At 68.7% G+C, this 19,271-nt stretch carries 17 protein-coding genes; 5 read left to right on the plus strand and 12 right to left on the minus strand.

Annotated elements, in window-relative coordinates:
* Nucleotides 1–163: 163 nt before the first annotated feature.
* Complete coding sequence (locus ACX9OW_RS11250; protein ID WP_053518487.1) at nucleotides 164–793, plus strand: OmpW/AlkL family protein; 630 nt, start codon at nucleotides 164–166, stop codon at nucleotides 791–793.
* A gap of 97 nt (nucleotides 794–890) precedes the next feature.
* Here the strand turns inward: ACX9OW_RS11250 and ACX9OW_RS11255 are convergent, their stop codons facing one another.
* Nucleotides 891–2,015 carry a GGDEF domain-containing protein gene (locus ACX9OW_RS11255; protein ID WP_053518485.1) on the minus strand — a complete coding sequence of 375 codons (1,125 nt, stop codon included), beginning with the start codon at nucleotides 2,013–2,015 and terminating at the stop codon, nucleotides 891–893.
* 114 nt (nucleotides 2,016–2,129) lie between these two features.
* On the opposite strand from ACX9OW_RS11255, the gene ACX9OW_RS11260 reads away from it, so the two are divergent.
* Both ACX9OW_RS11260 and ACX9OW_RS11265 read left to right on the plus strand, forming a co-directional pair.
* Nucleotides 2,130–2,948 (plus strand): S1/P1 nuclease, encoded by an 819-nt coding sequence (locus ACX9OW_RS11260; protein WP_277381049.1) that lies wholly within the window; start codon nucleotides 2,130–2,132, stop codon nucleotides 2,946–2,948.
* An 11-nt stretch (nucleotides 2,949–2,959) separates the two neighbouring features.
* Nucleotides 2,960–3,760: an MBL fold metallo-hydrolase gene (locus ACX9OW_RS11265; RefSeq protein WP_053518482.1), complete on the plus strand. Its 801-nt coding sequence runs from the start codon at nucleotides 2,960–2,962 to the stop codon at nucleotides 3,758–3,760.
* A 55-nt stretch (nucleotides 3,761–3,815) separates the two neighbouring features.
* Here ACX9OW_RS11265 and ACX9OW_RS11270 read toward each other — a convergent pair whose 3' ends face one another.
* Genes ACX9OW_RS11270 through ACX9OW_RS11280 form a run of 3 tightly spaced genes read right to left on the minus strand, consistent with a single transcriptional unit; the run spans nucleotide 3,816 to nucleotide 5,984 of the window.
* Nucleotides 3,816–4,376 (minus strand): hypothetical protein, encoded by a 561-nt coding sequence (locus ACX9OW_RS11270; RefSeq protein WP_053518479.1) that lies wholly within the window; start codon nucleotides 4,374–4,376, stop codon nucleotides 3,816–3,818.
* Complete coding sequence (locus tag ACX9OW_RS11275; RefSeq protein WP_459062274.1) at nucleotides 4,373–5,626, minus strand: M56 family metallopeptidase; 1,254 nt, start codon at nucleotides 5,624–5,626, stop codon at nucleotides 4,373–4,375. Before ACX9OW_RS11275 ends, ACX9OW_RS11270 begins: the two co-directional genes overlap by 4 nt.
* Nucleotides 5,619–5,984, minus strand: a complete 366-nt coding sequence (locus ACX9OW_RS11280; protein ID WP_065181668.1) for a BlaI/MecI/CopY family transcriptional regulator — start codon at nucleotides 5,982–5,984, stop codon at nucleotides 5,619–5,621. Before ACX9OW_RS11280 ends, ACX9OW_RS11275 begins: the two co-directional genes overlap by 8 nt.
* Before the next feature lie 121 nt (nucleotides 5,985–6,105).
* On the opposite strand from ACX9OW_RS11280, the gene ACX9OW_RS11285 reads away from it, so the two are divergent.
* On the plus strand, nucleotides 6,106–6,663 hold the full coding sequence (locus ACX9OW_RS11285; RefSeq protein WP_053518474.1) for a flavin reductase family protein: 558 nt from the start codon (nucleotides 6,106–6,108) through the stop codon (nucleotides 6,661–6,663).
* A 32-nt stretch (nucleotides 6,664–6,695) separates the two neighbouring features.
* Nucleotides 6,696–8,648 carry an acetyl-CoA hydrolase/transferase C-terminal domain-containing protein gene (locus tag ACX9OW_RS11290; RefSeq protein ID WP_277381050.1) on the plus strand — a complete coding sequence of 651 codons (1,953 nt, stop codon included), beginning with the start codon at nucleotides 6,696–6,698 and terminating at the stop codon, nucleotides 8,646–8,648.
* A gap of 118 nt (nucleotides 8,649–8,766) precedes the next feature.
* On the opposite strand, the gene tkt is transcribed toward ACX9OW_RS11290, so the two are convergent.
* The 8 genes from tkt to ACX9OW_RS11330 form a co-directional block, all read right to left on the minus strand.
* Nucleotides 8,767–10,764: a transketolase gene (gene tkt, locus ACX9OW_RS11295; protein ID WP_053518470.1), complete on the minus strand. Its 1,998-nt coding sequence runs from the start codon at nucleotides 10,762–10,764 to the stop codon at nucleotides 8,767–8,769.
* A gap of 202 nt (nucleotides 10,765–10,966) precedes the next feature.
* The gene (locus tag ACX9OW_RS11300) at nucleotides 10,967–12,286 is read right to left on the minus strand and encodes a dicarboxylate/amino acid:cation symporter (RefSeq protein ID WP_459062275.1); all 1,320 of its coding nucleotides are present in this window, start codon (nucleotides 12,284–12,286) and stop codon (nucleotides 10,967–10,969) included.
* 57 nt (nucleotides 12,287–12,343) lie between these two features.
* A complete protein-coding gene (locus ACX9OW_RS11305) occupies nucleotides 12,344–14,038 on the minus strand; it encodes a BatD family protein (RefSeq protein ID WP_459062276.1) in 1,695 nt (564 codons plus the stop codon).
* Nucleotides 14,035–15,834: a tetratricopeptide repeat protein gene (locus tag ACX9OW_RS11310; protein ID WP_459062277.1), complete on the minus strand. Its 1,800-nt coding sequence runs from the start codon at nucleotides 15,832–15,834 to the stop codon at nucleotides 14,035–14,037. Before ACX9OW_RS11310 ends, ACX9OW_RS11305 begins: the two co-directional genes overlap by 4 nt.
* Nucleotides 15,831–16,835: a vWA domain-containing protein gene (locus tag ACX9OW_RS11315; protein ID WP_065175745.1), complete on the minus strand. Its 1,005-nt coding sequence runs from the start codon at nucleotides 16,833–16,835 to the stop codon at nucleotides 15,831–15,833. Before ACX9OW_RS11315 ends, ACX9OW_RS11310 begins: the two co-directional genes overlap by 4 nt.
* Nucleotides 16,832–17,281: a DUF4381 family protein gene (locus ACX9OW_RS11320; RefSeq protein WP_065175744.1), complete on the minus strand. Its 450-nt coding sequence runs from the start codon at nucleotides 17,279–17,281 to the stop codon at nucleotides 16,832–16,834. The genes ACX9OW_RS11315 and ACX9OW_RS11320 overlap by 4 nt, the downstream gene beginning before the upstream one ends.
* The gene (locus ACX9OW_RS11325; RefSeq protein WP_459062278.1) at nucleotides 17,278–18,207 is read right to left on the minus strand and encodes a DUF58 domain-containing protein; all 930 of its coding nucleotides are present in this window, start codon (nucleotides 18,205–18,207) and stop codon (nucleotides 17,278–17,280) included. Before ACX9OW_RS11325 ends, ACX9OW_RS11320 begins: the two co-directional genes overlap by 4 nt.
* A gap of 8 nt (nucleotides 18,208–18,215) precedes the next feature.
* Nucleotides 18,216–19,241: an AAA family ATPase gene (locus ACX9OW_RS11330; RefSeq protein ID WP_065175742.1), complete on the minus strand. Its 1,026-nt coding sequence runs from the start codon at nucleotides 19,239–19,241 to the stop codon at nucleotides 18,216–18,218.
* Between the last annotated feature and the right edge of the window lie 30 nt (nucleotides 19,242–19,271).

Here is a 19,271-nt window from a genome sequence, read left to right on the forward strand (position 1 = left end):
CGGCGGGGTGGATAGGGCCCACAAGTCTAGCAGGCCCGGCCTGGCCACCGCCGGCCAGACCGGGCCGGTGGCGGGCGGGCTGGCCGGATTTGATCCGGATCAAAGCGTTAGCGCGGCGTGAGGCCGAGACTGGCCCCATCCACCCCGCAACGAGAACACCCCCATGCGCAAGACCTCTCCCCTGATCGTGGCCAGCCTGGCCGCCGCCCTGTCCCTCGCCGCCGCCCCGGCGATGGCCCAGTCCAAGGGCGACTGGACCCTTTCGGCCGGCGTGCACCAGGTGGCACCGAAGTCGAACAACGGCTGGCTGGCCGGTGGCACGCTGAAGGTCGACGTCGACAACGACGTCAAGCCGACCATCACCGGCGAGTACTTCATCGCTGACAACCTGGGCATCGAAGTGCTGGCGGCACTGCCGTTCAAGCACGACATCAACATCAACGGCCTCGGCCGTGTCGGCAGCACCAAGCAGCTGCCGCCGGTGGTGACCGTGCAGTACCACTTCAACAGCAAGGGCAAGGTGTCGCCGTTCATCGGTGCGGGCGTGAACTACACGACCTTCTTCAGCGAAGACACCACGGGCGCGCTCAAGGACAGCCGGCTGAAGCTGCAGGACTCCTGGGGTCTGGCCGCGCACGCCGGCGTGGACTTCGCGATCGGCGAGAAGGGCGCGCTGCGCGTGGACATGCGCTGGATCGACATCGACAGCAAGGTGAAGCTGGACGGCCAGAAGATCGGTACGGTCAACATCGATCCGCTGGTCTACGGCGCCTCCTACGTCTTCAAGTTCTGAGCGCGGCCTCCGGCGTGGCGGGCCTGCCCCGCCCTCCGGCCAACCGCTGAATCCTCCGCAGCATGTTGCCCCGGTGATCGCCGGGGCTTTTTTCGGCTTACCCATCCGTGGCCACCTCGACCCGGTTGCGCCCGGACGCCTTGGCCCGATACAGCGCGGCATCCGCACGCGCCAGTGCCTGCTCCAGCGAATCGGCGCCATCGTCATGCCACCGCGCCACACCAATACTGACGCTCACCACCGGCGCGGCGTCCGAATCGGCATGGGCGATCGCCAGCGCCTGGACCTGCTGACGCATCCGCTCGAACGGCGCGGTTTCCGGCTCGCCTGGCGACCACTGCCCCAGCGCCACGAACTCCTCACCGCCGTACCGCGCCACCACCGAGTCAGCGCCGCGAAGCTGCGCGGCCAGCGTCACCGCCACCGCATGCAGGACCGCATCGCCCGCCGGGTGACCATGATGGTCGTTGTAGCGCTTGAAGTAGTCGATGTCGATCATCGCGATGCGCAAGGCGCCACGCGCGTGCGGCCGGCGGAGATAACGCTGGAAGATCTGGTTGGCACGACGATCGAATGCGCGCCGGTTGAGCAATCCGGTCAATCCGTCGTGGTTGGCCAGTGCATCCAGCCGCTGCTCGGCGCGCCAGGTTGCACGCGCCTGCCTTTCCAGGATGTAACTACCGAAGATGCCAGCCAGGTTGCTGGCCAGCACGAACGTCACGCTCTGCAGCATCTGCGCCCAGTGCCGGCCGACCTGCAGCTCCGCCAGCACGAACGCCGATGCGATCAGGGTTCCGGTCAGCGTGGCGACGCCGAAGCGCAGGCCACACAGGAAGTAGTTCAGCAGCAGGAACAGGCTGACGCCTTCATAGGGATAATCCACGCCGGCGCGATGCGCCGTCCAGATCATCGTCACCAGCGCCAGCCCGCTGATCAGCACAGCACCGCCCCCCAGCCATTGCAGATGGCGGCGGAACGCTGGGACGAAGGTGAGTGCTACCGCCACCAGCAGTACCGGCAGCAGCAGCCCGAGCCGCCAGCGCAGCACCTGTGCATGCACATCCGGCGGAAGCCAGAAATGGTCCAACACGGCAAAGCCGATTGAAAAGATGCCGGCAACGGCACAGGCCCAGCGCATCCGCCAGACCACCTGTTCATCGAACGCGCGGGCAAAGCCGTCGTCCGCATGTATTGCCGTGATGCGCCGGTCCGTGATGCTCATCGCGATGTCCCCGCCCGTGGCCGCGCCACCGTAACGGTCCGCGCATCAAGGGCGCGTGGCGAGCGGCCATGCTGGATCAAACGCGTCCGGCCGCCGCCCCGCTAGAATGCCGGCATGAAAGCCCTGCATTCCCTGTTCCTCGCCGCCGCGATCGCGCCGGCTCTGCTGTCCGCCTCCGCCCCTGCCCATGCCTGGGGCGCGCAAGGTCATCGCCTTGTCGCTGAGGTAGCGGATTCCCGCCTCTCGCCCGCTGCACGCGCCGAAGTCGACCGCCTGCTGGCCACCGAACCCGGTTCCACCCTCGCCAGCGTGGCGCCCTGGGCCGACCAGCTGCGTGCCAAGGACCCGGGCCTCGGCCGCCGTTCCGCCGGCTGGCATTACGTCAACATCGCCGAAGACGGCTGCCACTACGAAGCGCCCAGGCACTGCACCAACGGCAACTGCATCGTCGAAGCGCTGAAGGCGCAGAGCGCGATCCTCGGCGATCGCAGCCTGACCGACGGCGAGAGGCTGCAGGCCCTGAAGTTCGTGGTGCATCTGGTCGGCGACATCCACCAGCCAATGCATGCCGGCTACGGTCACGACAAGGGCGGCAACGACTTCCAGCTGCAGTACGGCAACCGCGGCACCAACCTCCATTCGCTGTGGGACAGCGGCATGCTCAACACCCGCAAGCTGGACGACAACGGCTATCTGCCGGTGCTGCGGTCGCTGCCGGCGCCGAAACTGGCGCGCCAGTCCAATCCGCAGCGCGATCCGCAGGCGTGGGCTGAAGCCAGCTGCCGCATTTCGATGCAAGCCGGCGTTTATCCAGCCTCGCGTAAGATCGGCGATGAATACACCGCGCGCTACCGCCCGGTGGCGGAAGCGCAGCTGCGGCTGGCCGGCGAGAATCTGGCGCAGCTGCTGAACCGCGTGCTCGCCGCACGCTGAGGAGGTTGCCGATGCCGGTCCAGGTCCAGTCGTTCTTCCATCGTGACAGCAATACCTTCAGCTACCTGGTCAGCGACCCGGCCAGCGGCGAGGCTGCGCTGATCGATCCGGTCCTGGACTACGACCCGGACACCGATGCCAGCAGCGAGTCGCCGGTCCAGCCGGCACTGCACGCGATCGAGCAGCAGGGGCTGCGGCTGAGGTGGCTGCTGGAGACCCACGCCCACGCCGACCATGTGTCGGCCGGGCGGCGGCTCAAGCAGCGTTTCCCTCACGCCACGCTGGCCATCGGTGAAGGCATCCGCGCCGTGCAGGCGACCTTTGCGCCGCGGTTCGGCCTGCAGCTTCCTGCCGCAGACGACATCTTCGACCACCTGTTCGCCGACGGCGAGACCTTCACGCTGGGCGAAGTGCGCGGCCAGGTCATCGCCGTGCCCGGCCACACCAGCGACAGCATCGCCTACCTGATCGGCGACGCACTGTTTACGGGCGATTCGCTGTTCATGCCCGACGGCGGTACCGCCCGCTGCGATTTCCCCGGCGGCGATGCGGCGCAGCTGTACCGCTCGATCCAGCGCCTGCTGGCGCTGCCCGAGTCCACCCGCGTGTTCGTCTGCCACGACTATGGCCCGGGCGGCCGCGACATCGCCAACGAGACCACCATCGGCGAGCAGCGCGCGCGCAACATCCACGTGCATGACGGCGTGGCCGAAGCCGACTTCGTCAGCGTGCGCCAGGCCCGCGACGCCACGCTGGCCGAGCCGGCGCTGATGCAACCGGCGGTGAAGGCCAACATCCAGGGCGGCGCCTGATCGACGACGCCGTGCTGGCCGGGCATGGCCCGGCGCTACCCGGCATCACGCGTGATCATTTTCCCTGCGTGCGGACGGTCTGCCGGCCCTTCACGATCTCGAAGGTGAAGGCGTACAGCAGGCTGACCGGCACCGGCTCGATGCGCTCGGCGCTCCCGCAGTCGCCGCGGTCGGCTGGGACCTTGCCGACCGGGTAGTGGCAGACCGCGGCAGCGCTGTACTTCCACATCGCCACCGCCTCCTGCGCCGCCTGCAGCAGCGGCGCGTTCTCCGCTGCAGCGCCGGCGGCGCACTCGGGGCGGTCAGTCAGCGGCAGGCTGCGCTCTACCATGCCTTCTGCATCGACCACCACCTGCAGGCAGATGGTGGTGGGCGCCAGTTCGGTACGCGGATCGCGGTCGCCCACCTTCGGATCAGGCGCCGCATACAGCTGCGGCATCCGATAGCCTTCGCCCGCTGCCAGCGCATAGGCCTGCACCTGACCGCTGCCGCCCGCCGCTGTGGGCTGCAACCGCTGATGGCCGACACTCTCGCTGCGGGTGTCAACCGCGCCGAGTCGTTCCTGGGTGGCACAGCCGGCCAGCAGCGTGGCCAACAGCAGCGCGGCCTGCCTCACCGCGCGCGCTCCGCTTCCCTCTCGTCCTCACTCATGGAGAACGTCAGTGGAATCCGCACGGCGGAAGCCACCGGACGCCCATCCTTCAGGGCCGGCCGGAAGGTCCAGCCCTTGGCGGCCGTGATCGACACCGCATCGAACACACCGGGATTGGTGGCACTGAGCACCTGTACGTCGGTCGGCTTGCCCTCTGCGTCGATCTCGACCTTCAAGGTGACGACGCCGGTCAGGCCCTGCTGGAACGCAGACTCCGGATACTTCGGCGGTGCCATCCTCTCGACCTGCGCAGAACGCTGCAGGCCGGCCGCAGCGGCATCGGCCTGCGCGTACTCGGCGGGCTCGACGCCGATCGACGACACGCCGGCCATCCCGAGCTGGCTTGCCCACGCCACCGTGGCCAGGCCCGCGCACACCCCGACCACCAGCACCTGCCCGGACACCCACGGCAATGCCTTCCGCTTGGACTGCTTCAACATGGCGATTCGCTCCTTCAACACGGGTTGGCTGCGCCAGTGACACACTGCCGGCGCAACCGGGTGAACCAGCTGCGCCTTCAGCAGCGTACTGGCGTAAAGTCCGCGCAGCGCAGGCTGCGTGGCAATGGTGCGGGCATCGCAGGCCAGTTCCTGGTCGCGCAGGAACCTGCGTGTTGCCCACGGCATCAGCGGATGGAACCAGAACGCTGCGCGTACCAGCAGCAACGCGCCGTTCGCCCAGTGATCGCCATTGCGGCGATGGCTGCGTTCATGTGCCAGGATCAACCCCTGCTCGCGTGCATCGAACTGCTGGTCGAAATCGGGGCCGACCACGATGCGCGGCCGCCACAGGCCGACCAGGGCCGGCAGACCGGGATCGGCACTGGCCTGCCAGCTGCCGTCGGCACGCGCTTGCAGACGGCCCAGGATACGTTCGAAGCGCTGCTGCGCACGCAGGCTGCGCAGCAGACTGATCGCCACGCCAAGCATCCAGGCCAGCAGCAACCATTTCGGCCAGCGCATGACCTGGGTGGGCTCGCCCTCCGGCGCGACAGGCATCACGTTCAGGGGCAGGGTCGGCACATGCTGCAGCAGGGGCAGCGCAGGCAACGGCAGCAACAGGCCTGCCAGCAGCAGGGGCAACAACCACCAGCTGCGATAGGCCAGCGAGGGCCCTCCCAGCCGCAGCAGCAGCGGCCGCATCGCCGCCAGGAGGATCACCGCCAGCGCCAGCCACACGCTGGCCCGCCACACGCTGTCGAGCACCTCACTCATGGTCCAGCTCCTGGATCAGCTTCTTCAGTTCGGCGATGTCCTGCGCGCTGAGCTGGCCGCGTTCACTGAAATGGGCAACCAATGGCGCCACCCGTCCTTCGAACACTCTGCCCAGAAAGTCCTGGCTCTGAGCCGCGACCCAAGCTTCGCGCTGCAGCAGTGGCCGATACAGATAGCGGCGGCCTTCGCGTTCGGCAGCGATCGCGCCCTTGGTCAGCAGGCGGTTGAGCAGCGTCTTGATGGTCGGTTCGGCCCAGTCCCGATGGGCCAGTGCGGCAACCACCTCATCGGCACCGCGGGGCGCCTGCTGCCACAGCACTTCCATCACGACGGCTTCGGCCTCACTGATCGGATTCATTGTTTACGCCCGTAATCGACAATTCGATTACGCACGTAATCAAAACTGCTGTCAAGCCCTCCATCGACCTGCACTTCATGCGCTCTGGCCCAGCATCGGCCCTTCCGGTCCTGGAGTGCGCATGAAACCGCTGCCCAAGAAGGATTTCCCCGTCGAACAGGCCCGCCGCTTCCTCGAACCCGGCCCGATCGTGCTGGTCAGCACCGCGTGGCGTGGCCAGCGCAACCTGATGACGATGGGCTGGCACATGGTGATGGGCTTCTCGCCATCACTGGTGGCGACCTATCTGTGGAACGAGAACCACAGCTTCGCGCTGGCGCGGGGCAGCGGCGAATGCGTGATCAATGTGCCGGGCGTGGAGCTGCTCGATACCGTAGTGGACATCGGCAACTGCAGCGGGCGGGAGGTCGACAAGTTCGCGCACTTCGGCCTGGATGCCCTGCCCGCCCGCGAGGTCGGCGCGCCGCTGGTCGGCCAGTGCCATTCGTGCTTCGAGTGCCGCCTGTACGACGACAGCCAGATCGAGACCAGCAACCTTTTCATCTGGGAGATCGTGCGTGCCCACGTCGCGCCACGGCCGAAACTGCCGCGCACCGTGCACTACCGCGGCGATGGCCGCTTCATGGTGGCCGGTGCGGAAGTCTCGCGTCGACGGCGGTTCAAGCCCGACATGCTGTAATGCCGGAACCCCCTTACGCAGGACTGCCCCGGATGACCGAACACCTCACCGACCTGGACGCCGCCGTCGATTGGCTGTTCGCGCGCGTGGAAGGGCCGCTGCGGATCGGAGCACCGCTGGCGCTGGGCAAGCCACACCGGTTGCTCAATGCACTGTATGCACGGGTCGAGAACGATCCCTCGCACCCCCTCCAGCTCTACACTGCGCTGTCGTTGAATCCGCCGAAGGTGTGGGGCAGCGGCCTGGAGGCCCGCTTCCTGGGCCCCTTCGCGCAGCGCCATTTCGGCGAGGATTTCCCCCGCCTGGCCTACGCCGACGCGATCGCCCGTGACGCACTGCCCGCCCATGTGCAGGTGGAGGAGTTCTACATGCAGTCCGGCGCCCTGCTCGGTTCCCGGCAGGCGCAGTCCAGCTACACCAGCCTCAACTACACCCATGCCGCAGATGCGGTGGCCCAGCGCGCGCCGCAGGTGATCGTGCAGAAGGTGGCGATGCGCCCGGACGATCGCCGCCTCTCGTTGTCCTGCAACAACGACATCACCCAGGACACACTCGATGCAATCGCCGCACGCGGCCTGCCGCGTCCGCTGATGGTGGCCGAGATCGATCCGCAGCTGCCTTATCTGGGCGGCACCGCCACGGTCGATGTGTCCTTCTTCGATCTGGTCATCACCCCGCCGCCGCCGTATCCGGCGCTGTTCGGCCTGCCGCGGCAGCCGGTCGCCGACGCCGACTATGCGATCGGCCTGTATGCCAGCACCCTGGTGCGCGATGGCGGCACGCTGCAGATCGGCATCGGCACGCTGGCCGATGCACTCAGCCATGCACTGGTGCTGCGGCATACCGACAACGCGCGCTACCGGCGCGTGCTGCACGCGCTGGATCCGCAGCTTGCGCGGCATCCGCTGGTACAGGAAATCGGCGGCCTGGAGCCGTTCGAGATCGGCCTGTACGGCTGCAGCGAGATGCTCAACGAAGGCTTCCGGCGGCTGGTCCAGACCGGCGTGATCAAGCGCAAGGTGCATGACGACCTCGCGCTGATGCAGCGCATCGAGAACGGCAGCACGCTGTCCATCGACCATGCCACGCTGGCCGCCGAAGGCGAATACCTGCATGGCGCGTTCTACCTGGGCTCGCCGGAGTTCTACCAGTGGCTGCGCGAGCTGCCGGCGGATGAACGTCGCGCCATCGGCATGCGCCGCATCAGTGAGATCAACCAGCTTTACGGCGGCAACGAGACGCTGGAGCGCCTGCAGCGCCGCCATGCACGCTTCTTCAATTCCTGCATGATGGCCACTGCGCTGGGCGCGGCGGTCTCCGATGCCCTGGACGATGGCCGCGTGGTGTCCGGCGTCGGCGGCCAGTACAACTTCGTGGCAATGGCCCATGCCCTGCCGGAAGCACGCAGCGTGCTGATGTTCCGCGCCGCGCGCGATGACAAGGGCCAGCGCGAATCGAACGTGCGCTGGAACTATGGCCACACCACCATTCCCCGCCATCTGCGTGATATCTACCTGGACGAGTACGGCATCGCCGACCTGCGCGGGTTGACCGACGAGGACTGCGTGCAGGCGATGGTGGCGATCACCGAGGCGCCGTTCCAGCAGGGCCTGCTGCAGCAGGCACAGGCCGCACGCAAGCTGCTGGCCGCACCGCAGCCCGATCCGCAGCGGCTGCAGCGCAATACACCGCAGGCCCTGGCCGCAGCGCTGGCCCCCTTCCGCTCCGACGGCACTCTGCCCGACTACCCGCTGGGCAGCGACTTCAATGAGATCGAGCAGGTGCTGGTGAAGGCGCTGGGCTGGCTGAAGGCCAACACGCAGACCCGCGGCGACAAGCTGCGTACCGTCTGGGCAGCGCTGCGGCAACCGGCCGGCGATGGCGATGCGGTGTACCTGCAGCGCATGGGCCTGCAGTCACCGAAGGACTTCCACGAGCGGCTGGACGCGCGCCTGCTGCGGCTGGCGCTGGCACGCACGGCCTGAAGCCGGTAGCGCCGGGCCATGCCCGGCGAGCAGCCGATCCGCCGGGCATGGCCCGGCGCCAGCCCAAAAGGAAAGGCCGGCTTGCGCCGGCCTTCCCTGCATCACATCGCGATGCTGCTTACAGCGCCTTGGCGGCGTCCACCACGTGCGCGGCGGTGATGCCGAAGTGCTTGTACAGCTGGTCGGCCGGGGCCGAGGCACCGAAGGTGTCGATACCGATCACCGCACCGTCCAGGCCGACGAACTGGCGCCAGAAACCAGTGACGCCGGCTTCCACCGCCACGCGCTTGCGCACGGCGTTCGGCAGCACCGATTCACGATATGCCGCATCCTGGCGCAGGAACACATCGGTGGACGGCATCGAGACCACGCGGGTCTTGAGGCCGGCCGCGTCCAGCTGGGCTTTCGCTTCCGTGGCCAGCGAGACTTCCGAACCGGTGGCGATCAGGATCACGTCCGGGGTACCGGCGGCGTCGGCCAGCACGTAGCCGCCACGCTCGATCTGCGCGATCTGCTCGGCGCTCCGTGGCTGGTGCGGCAGGTTCTGACGGCTGAACACCAGGCAGCTCGGGCCGTCCTGGCGGGTGATCGCCGCCTTCCAGCTCACCGCCGACTCGACGGCATCGCACGGGCGCCACACGTCGTTGTTCGGGATGTAGCGCAGCGAGGCCAGATGCTCCACCGGCTGGTGGGTCGGACCGTCTTCGCCCAGGCCAATCGAATCGTGGGTGTAGACGTGGATGGCATGGGCCGGGATCAGCGCGCTCATGCGAACGCCGTTGCGGGCGTAATCGCTGAACACCAGGAAGGTGGCATCGAACGGAATGAAGCCGCCATGCAGCGCCAGGCCGTTGGCGATCGCGGTCATGCCGAACTCGCGCACGCCGTAGTACACGTAGTTGGCGTTGGCGTCGTCGCTGGCGACCGAGGTGCTGCCCTTCCACAGGGTCAGGTTGGAGTGCGCCAGGTCGGCCGAGCCGCCGACGATTTCCGGCAGCAGCGGCGCGAAGGCCTCGATGGCCAGCTGCGAGGCCTTGCGCGAGGCGATCGTCGGGCCTTCAGCCGCGACCTTGGCGATGTACGCGTCGGCCTGGGCAACGAAGTCGGCCGGCAGTTCGCCGTGCGAACGACGGGTCAGTTCAGCGGCTTCGGCCGGATACTGGGCCGCATACTTGTCGAACAGCTGTTCCCATTCGGCCTGGCGCAGGGTGCCGGCACCGTTGGCGCGCCAGCCATCGTAGATGGCCTGCGGGATTTCAAACGGGCCGTACTCCCAGCCCAGCTGCTTGCGGGTGGCTTCCAGCTCGTCCTTGCCCAGCGGAGCACCGTGGCTGGATTCCTTGCCGGCCTTGTTCGGCGAACCAAAGCCGATCGTGGTGCGGCAGCAGATCAGGGTCGGCTTGTCGCTCTGCGACAGCGCGGCCTCGATGCCGGCCTTGATGCTCTCCGGGTCGTGACCATCGACATCGCGGACCACGTTCCAGCCATAGGCCTCGAAACGCTCCGGCGTGTTGTCGGTGAACCAGCCTTCGACGTTGCCATCAATGGAGATGTGGTTGTTGTCCCAGAAGCAGACCAGCTTGTGCAGGCCCCAGGTGCCGGCCAGCGAAGCGGCTTCATGCGAGACGCCTTCCATCAGGCAGCCATCGCCCATGAACACCCAGGTGCGATGGTCGACCACTTCCAGTTCCGGACGGTTGAAGCGCTGCGCCAGCAGCTTCTCGGCCAGGGCGAAGCCCACGGCATTGGCGAAACCCTGGCCCAGCGGGCCGGTGGTGGTTTCCACGCCGGGGGTTTCATGGCGCTCCGGGTGACCGGCGGTGTGGCTGCCAAGCTGGCGGAACAGCTTGAGCTGCTCGATCGGCAGGTCGTAACCGCTCAGGTGCAGCAGCGCGTACTGCAGCATCGAGCCGTGGCCGTTGGACAGCACGAAACGGTCGCGGTTGAACCAGTGCGGATTGCTCGGGTTGTGGCGAAGGTAGTCGTTCCAGAGCACTTCGGCGATGTCGGCCATGCCCATGGGCATGCCGGGGTGGCCGGACTTTGCGGTTTCAACCGCATCGGCGGCAAGGAAGCGGATGGCGTTGGCCAACTGGCGACGGGTAGGCTGCGTCATGGTTCTGTCGGAATCGGGAGGCGGCCGCGGACGTGCGGGCGGCCTATTGTCCCATAGTCACCGGGTGGGGGTCAGTTCCACTTGCCAGGTCGTGCGGACGCTGGCCGGCAACGTCGTGATCTCCGCCGGATTCCGCATGTGAAAAGGGGTCGGAGCCCTTTCCGTGCGGAAAGGAATCCGACCCCGATCAGGTCGCCAGGACTCAGTCGCGGTCGGGAACCAGCGCCGGGCCTTCGTGGCCCTCGCCCTTGGCCACCAGGGTGGTCAACGCCAGATCGCCGGTCACGTTCAGCGCCGTGCGGCACATGTCCAGGAAATGGTTCACGCCCAGGATCAGGCCGATACCCAGCGGGTTGACCCCCACCATGGCGCAGATCATCGCCACCACCGGCAGCGAACCCGACGGCACGCCCGCGGTACCGATGCCCCCCAGGATGCACACCGCCATCACCATGATCTGCTGGCCGATGCTCAGGTCCACGCCGAAGAACTGGGCCAGGAAGATCACCGTCACGCCCTCGAACAGCGCCGTGCCGTTCTGGTTGGCGGTGGCGCCCACGGTCAGCACGAAGCGGGACACGCGCTGCGGCAGGCCCATCTGGTCGGCCACGCGCAGCGCGGTCGGCAGGGTGGCGTTGCTGGAGGCGGTGGAGAAGGCCATCACCGTCGCTTCCTGGGTATCGCGGAAGAACGACAGCGGCGAACGGCCCGACAGCCACACGGCGGCGCCGTAGGTCACCACCATGTGCAGGCCCAGTGCCAGCACCACCACGCCCACGTAGGCGCCCAGGCGGATGATCAGCTCGAAACCGAACAGCGCGGCCAGGTTGAACATGAAGCAGGCCACCGCATACGGTGCCAGGCGGATGACCAGGTTGATCAGGGTCATCGAGATTTCGAACACGCCTTCGATGGCGCGGCGCAGCGGGGCGACCTTCTCGTCATCGGTCAGCACCATGCCGATGCCGAACATCAGCGCGAAGAACATCAGCGAGAGGATGGCGCCGTTGTCGGAGGCCGCCTGCAGCACGTTGCTCGGCACGATCGACAGCAGCATGTCCATGCCCTTCGGCGTGCCATGGATGCCGGCGACGATCTCCTTGCTGCGCTCGGCGTTCTCCGAGAGCATCAGCGCGGCGGTCTGCGGATCGACGCCGACGCCGGGCTTGAGCAGGTTGACCAGCACCAGGCCGATGGCCACGGCGATGCCGGACAGCAGCACGGTATAGGCCAGCGTCTTCCAGCCGATGCGGCCGAGGGCGCGGATGTCGCCCATCTCGGACACGCCCATGATCAGCGCCGAGAAGATCAACGGCACGATCAGCATGAAGATCAGGTTGAGGAACAGTCCCGATGCAGGCGTGGTGATGTAGTCCATGACCCACTTGGCACCGCTCTGCAGACCATCGACGCTGCCACCCAGGGCGTGCACGGTCAGTCCCAGGATCAGGCCGATCGCGAAGCCGATGCCCATCTTCCAGTGCAGGGGCAACGTCTTCTTGCCGGCGGCAGCTGCTGTCATACGCAGGTTTCCTCGAAAAATGAATGCACTCTAACAAAGCGCGCAAGCGGCGCCGGTTCAGGTTCGGCGCTGCGGATACAGCGGCGCCAGCCCAGTGTCGGTGCCGCGGGCGGTCCCCGACCAGTGTGGTCCGTCACGGAAGGCCTCGCGCAACCGCACACGCAGCGGTGCCGGCTCTCCCTGCCCGCCCCATCGCACCTGCTGGAGGTCCTGCAGCACTCGGCGCTGGATCGGATCACCCAGCCTGGCGATGACCTGCTCCAGCCGCGGTACACCTGCCATCGCGCACAGCTGCGCTTCGACCTGGTCGAAGCCCTCGCCGTCCAGCACCCGGCGCAGTTCGGCGACGCTGCCGCGTCCTTCGCTGGCTTCCGGCCCGGACGGCGGCCCCGGCGGGCGAGTGGCACCGCGCATGGACGGCCCGCCGCGTCCGCGCTGCCAGCCCCACAGCAGGGTCAGCAGCCACAGCAGCGCCAGGCCGATCACCGCGGCAATCCAGGGCCAGGGCTGGCTCGGCGTCCCCGAGGCGATCGGATCGGTGGCCGCAATGCGCGTGTCGTCGTCGGGCAGCGCTGCATCGGTGTCGATCGGCGGCGGCGCGGCGGGCGCGGCAGTGCCCGTACCGGCGCTGACCGTCAGTGCCAGGTCCGGCAGTCGTGCCTGCTGCGCGCTGCCGTCGCGCACGTTCCACCATGACACCCTCGGCCCCGGCACCTGCAGCGGACCCGGCTGGCGGGGCACGACGGAGTAACGACGGGTGATCTTCAACCGCGGGGTGCTGCCATTGAAGGTCTCTTCGTACTGCGCCGGTTCGGCGAACACCTGCGCCGCCGTGCCGAGGTCCGGAACCGGAAGGTCGGTGAACTGGGCACGGGTGGCACCTTCGGCGATCGCTTCGACCACGATGGTGGCGGCCTCGCCGGTACGCGCAGTACTCGGCGCGCTGGTATAGCGCAACTGCAGGCCCTGCAACGGCAGCCACGGCTGCGGCGCCTGCATCGGCTGTGCCTGCACCTGCAGCGTGCGGTCGGCGCCGGTGGCGTTCATGCGGCCATCGCCCCCTCCGAAGAAGTCATCGAAGAAGCCGCCCGCGCTGCGGCCGTTGAAGCGCGCGCCGGCCAGGCGCAGTGTCCCGCTGCGCTCGGGAATCAGCAGGAAGCGGCGCTCGACCACGTTGTAGCGGCGTCCATTGACCTGCCTCACGTCGGTACGGTCGTCGCCCACCCGCTGCAGCGAGGCACCGGCGGGCGTATCCACGATGAGCTCGCCGGAGGCCAGCTGCGAGGCGAAGAACAGGCGCACGACCACGCCAACGCTCTGCTGCACATAGGGCGTGTCATCGTCGACATCGGTCTGGATGAACGCCATGGCCGCACCGTTGGCAGCGGTGACCGGGGCGGCGGCATCCACCTGCAACGTCAGCGGTGCGGTCTGCGCAGTACCCACCTGCAGGGCCGGGATCGTCAGCGCGCCACTGCGTCGCGGTGTCAGTGCCACGCCATACAGACTGCGTTGCTGCATGCTGCCGTTGCTCCACTCCACCTGGCGGCTGCTGGTCTGCCCACTGAGATCGAAGTCACCGCGCAGCGGCGCGAAGTCGGGCGCACCGGCATCACTCTGCACGTTGAGGGTGACCGTATCGCCCATCGCGATGCGATCGCGGTCCAGCCATGCCCGCGGCTGTGCCCAGGCCATCAATGGCAGCCACAGCAGCAGCATTGCCGCACACCGGCGTAGGCCGTGCATGTTCATCGCCCTTCCCTCTTCCTGCGTTCGTTTTCCAGCTGGAACTTGGCACGCAGCAACGCGCCCGGATCATCCGGCACGCGCCGCATCCAGGCGTCCACCGCCTGTTGTTCCTCACGCTGGCGCGGCGTGCGGCCGTCATCGCCCGCCACGGTCGGATCATTCTTCTCCCGGCCCTCGCGCCCCTGTTCGATGGCCTGCTGCATGCGCTGTCGCTGCTGCGCGTCGGCCTCGGCCTGCGCATGGGCGTCCTCGGCCTGGGGCGGTGACGGCGGCCCCTGATCACCACGCTCACCGAGCCGCGGTTGCGGCTGGGCGCCGGCGTCTGAGGGCGGGGGGCGCTGCGAGGGCGCCTGCGGCTGTCCCTGCCCCGACGGCTGGCCCTGCTGTGGCTGGCCCTGCTGATCCTGCGGCGTCGAGGACGGCTTCCGGGGCGGATTCTGCTGTCCCGGGTTCTGCCGCTGGCCACCCGGCGGCTTGCGCTTGCGTGCAGCATCCACAACAGCCCGGTTGGCCACCGCGTCGGCCATCCCCGGCTGCAGGGCCAGTGCGCGATCGTAGGCGGCTATGGCATCGTCGTACTGGCCCTGGCGGGCCAGCACATTGCCGAGGTTGTACCAGCCGGCCGCGGTGTCGAGCCCTTCGAACTGCTGCCGGGCACGTGCGAAGTCACCCTGGCGGTAGGCCTGTACGCCTTCGGCCAGACGCTGATGCTGCACCTGGTCCGCCCGCTTCCACAGCGTGCCCTGCACCGGCCGCGTCTGTGCCTGCGCCTGCGCGCCGTCCGTCCACGGCAACAGGCCGACCGCCAGCACGGCAGCCAGCAGCGCACGCCGTCGGAACGCCAGCAGCGCAAGCAGCATCAACGGCGGCAGCAACCAGAAGCCTTCGTCGCGCCATTGGTGACCGGTACCCGGCCGCTGCAGCGCTGTGCCTTCACGGGCATCGAGCACACCCAGCGCGCGCAGGTCGCGATCATCGGCGGCGATCCGCACATAGCGGCCGCCGCCGGCCGTCGCCACGGCGCGCAGGCGGCCTTCGTCCAGCGCGGCCTGGCGGATCTGGCCGCTGCTGTCGCGGTACGCGGCACCGCCCGGAGTTCCCAGACCCAGCACCGACACCTGCAGCCCCAGGCTGCGGGCCTGCGAAGCAGCGAGTTCGGCCTCATCGTCAGCCTGGTCGGTGACCACCAGGATCTGCCCCTGGGGCGCGCCGGTCTGCCGCATCAGCCGTGTCGCCCAATCGATGCCACGATCGGCACGCTGGCCATCGCGCGGCATGACATCCGGCGACAGCGCGTCCAGATAGAGCGCGACATTGCTGGCATCCTCGGTCAACGGAGCGACGGTATAGGCATCGTCCGCATAGACGATCAGCCCAACCTGGCCGCCCTCGCGGGCGCGCAGCAAGGTGCCGATCTTGGCCCGCGCCTGCAGCAGGCGCGACGGCGGCAGGTCGGTGGCGGTGATCCGGCTGGACAGGTCCAGCACCACCAGCAACGGTGCGCTGGCCTGGAACATCGGCTGCGCCTGCTGTCGCCAGCTGGGCCCGGCCAGGGCCAGGCACGCCAGCGTCCAGCCCAGCAGCTGCGGCCACGGCAGGCGCATGCGACGGCGCTGCCCCGACGCCAGCAGATGGGGCAGCAGATGGGCATCGACCGCCTGCCGCCATGCATCGCTCCGGCGCTGTCGATACACCGCTACGGCCACGATCAACGGCAGCGCGGCCAACGCCCACAGCCAGTCCGGCCGCAGGAAATGCAGCGCGTTCCAGTCCGGCAGATGGGATGCCAGGGCGATCATCGACGACGCTCCGGCCATGCCCATGCAAGCGCACCGAGCAGCAGCGCCACGCCCAGCGGCCAGGGATAACGCTCATCGCGCGGGCGCAGGGTCGGCCCCTTCTCCGCGATGGGCTCCAGCCGGTCCAGCTCGGCGTAGATGCCTGCAAGCTCGGCCGTGTCGCGGGCGCGGAAGAACTGGCCGCCGGTCATCCGGGCGATCTGCCTGAGCGTCGCCTCGTCCACCGGGTCCTGGTCGGCGGAAATCGGAATGCCGAGAAAGCGCATGCTGCCATCGCCGCCAAAGGCGACGGTGTGGATGCGCACGCCCTCGGCACGCGCTACCTCCGCCGCACGCAGCGGTTCCAGCACGCCTGCATTGCTGACGCCATCGGTGAGCAGGATCAGCACACGCTGGCCCTCGGGCTGGCTGCGCAGGCGCTTGACTGCAAGGCCGATGGCATCGCCGATGGCGGTCTCGCGCCCGGCCAGGCCGACCACGCTGTCGCGCAGCTGGTCGCGGACGCTGGCCAGGTCGGCAGTGAGCGGGGTCAGCGTATAGGCCCGATCACCAAAGATCAGCAGGCCGATGCGATCGCCTGCACGACGGTCAAGAAAGTCGGCCAGCACGGCCTTGGCGGCGGTCAGCCGATCGACGGCCTGGCCGCCGAGCACCATGTCGGCCTCGCCCATGCTGCCGGACACGTCCATCGCCAGCATCATCTGGCGCCCCTGCTGCGGCGGTGTGATCGCCTCGCCCAACTGCTGCGGCCGCGCCAGCGCCACGCACAGGGCGATCCAGCCCAGCCACAGCAGCAGCGCGCGCCACCTGCGCGCATCGATACGGCCTGCTCCGGCCAGGGCCTCCAGTTCGGTCGCGGCATAGGGCACGCGCAGCGCAGCGCCGGGGGCGGCACGGCGCTTCCAGGCCAGCATCAGCAACGGCAACGGCACCGCCAACAGCGCCAATGGCCAGGCCAACTGCAGGTCCGGCCAGGGCCAGTAACTCGCCAGCGCACTCATCGGCGCCGCTCCTGCAGCATCGCCAGGTAACGTTCGCGTGCCCAGCGGCGCAGCACTGCGACATCGGCCGCATCCACCTGCGGCCGGTACGCGCCCTCGGCAAGCAGATCGCGCTGCGCCGCCGGCAACGTCGCCTGCGGATCCACCCGCTGCCACCAGGCGTGGTCATGCAACGCTTCGCTGCCCGGCCGTGCCTGACGCGCGGCACGGCGCAGCAGGCCCGCAATGGCCGCCACCTCAGCGGCGGCATCGGTCGCGCCCGCCAGCTCGCGATCAAACGCCTGCAACCAGCGCTGCTGACGCCGACGGCGACGCCACCACAGCAGGGCGAGGATCAGCAGCGCCAGCAGCAGAACCGCCCCGATCATCAGATAGCCGGGGGCCGGTGGCCACCACGACGGTGCCGGTGGCAGCTGCACATCGCGCAGGGGCAGCGCTGCGCTCATGCGGGTACCTCGGTAGGCGCCGGCGCCAGCCAGGCATCGCTGGCCGCATCACTGCTCAGTACCTGCACATCGATGCGGCGTGCCCCCAGCTGGCGCTGCAGCTCCTGCAGCGGTTCAACGAAATGCGCATGCCACTGCGCCTGCACGTCGCCGCGGCGCAGGTCCAGTCCGATGCGCTGCTGGGCGGCAAGGAACTGCAGGGGCGCCGACGGTGGCTGCAGCTCCAGCGGATCGACCAGCAGCACCAGGCTGAGGTCGTGATGCTGGGCCAGCGCTCCCCATCGCGCCGACGCAATGCGGATGGCCTGCTGCGGGTCGGCCAGCACCAGCAGCCGTGCACCCGGACGCAGAACGCGCGCCGCGTGGTCCAGCGCGCGCTCCAGACCCAGATCATCGGCCGGAGGTTGCGCATACCAGCGCGTCAGCGCGTCGAGCACGCGCAGCACGCCGCGTGGTCCGCCGGCTGGCGCTACCGGCGCTTCGCGGTCACTGCCGCGCAGCGCACCGATGCGGTCGCCGCGGCGCTGCGCCGACCAGGCGGCGACTGCACCGGCACGCGCGGCCTGCACCGACTTGAAACGCACGCGGGTGCCGAAGTACAGCGCGGGTGAGGTATCGGCCACGATCAGACTGACCCGTTCGCGTTCGGCCTGGAACAGCTTGGTATGGGCACGACCGGTGCGCGCGGTCACGCGCCAGTCGATATGACGGGCATCGTCACCGGCGACGTACTCGCGCGATTCGGCGTACTCCATGCCGCGCCCGCGCAGCGGCGACGGTGCCTGCCCCGCATTGCCGGCGCGGCCGCGACGGGGCGGCGGCGGACGCTGGGCCAGACGGCGCAGCGCCACCAGCTCGGCCAGCTGCGGGCGCAGTCCATCGCCTTCGCTGGCGGACACTCCATGCTCCTGGGATGTATCGGTCATGCGCAGGCTCAGGGTGCCGGCACCCGGGCCAGCAGTTCCTGCACCAGCCGTTCGCCATCCCAGCCTTCGGCGGTCGCCTCGTAGCTCGGCAGCACGCGATGGCGCAGCACGTCCGCAGCCACCGCACGCACATCATCAGGGGTGACGAAGTCACGGCCGGCCAACCATGCGCGCGCACGCGCGCAACGCTCCAGCGCGATCGAACCGCGCGGGCTTGCGCCCCACGCGATGCGACGGCCCAGCGCGGGGTCGTAGCGGGCCGGATCGCGGGAGGCCAGCACCAGCTCCACCAGGTAGCGTTCCAGGGCCGGTGCCATGTGCAGGTCCAGTACCTGGCGACGCGCCTGGAAGACATCCTGCATCGGCATTTTCTCCGGCGCCGCCGGGGCTTCACCCAGCGCGCCGCGCGCGCGTTCGCGCGCCAGCCGGAGGATTTCCGCCTCGGCCGTCTGGTCCGGATACCCGATGCGCACATGCATCAGGAAGCGGTCCAGCTGCGCTTCGGGCAACGGGAAGGTACCTTCCTGCTCGATCGGGTTCTGCGTGGCCATCACCAGGAACAACGAGGGCAACGCATAGGTGTGGCGACCCACGGTGACCTGGCGCTCGCCCATCGCTTCCAGCAGCGCCGACTGCACCTTGGCCGGTGCACGATTGATTTCATCGGCCAGCAGGATCGGATGGAAGATCGGGCCCGGCACGAATTCGAAACGGCCTTCCTGCGGGCGCCAGATCTCGGTACCGGTCAGATCGGCAGGCAACAGGTCCGGGGTGAACTGCACACGCGCGAAATCGGCCTCCAGGCGCGCTGCCAGGGCGCGGATGGCGGTGGTCTTGGCCAACCCGGGCGCGCCCTCCACGAGCAGATGGCCATCAGCCAGCAGCGCGATCAGCAGGCGCTCGACCAGGGCGGCCTGGCCGACGATCTCGGCCGACAGCGCCTCGCGCAACGTGTTGAACGCCGCGTGCAGGTGGGACGTGGCCGGCGTGGCAGCCGGCATTGCAGATTCGGGCATCGGCGGGGGCAGGTTCATGAGGGCCTTTGACCGGCACAGGAGGGCACG

The organism is Stenotrophomonas genospecies 5 (genome assembly GCF_054473825.1).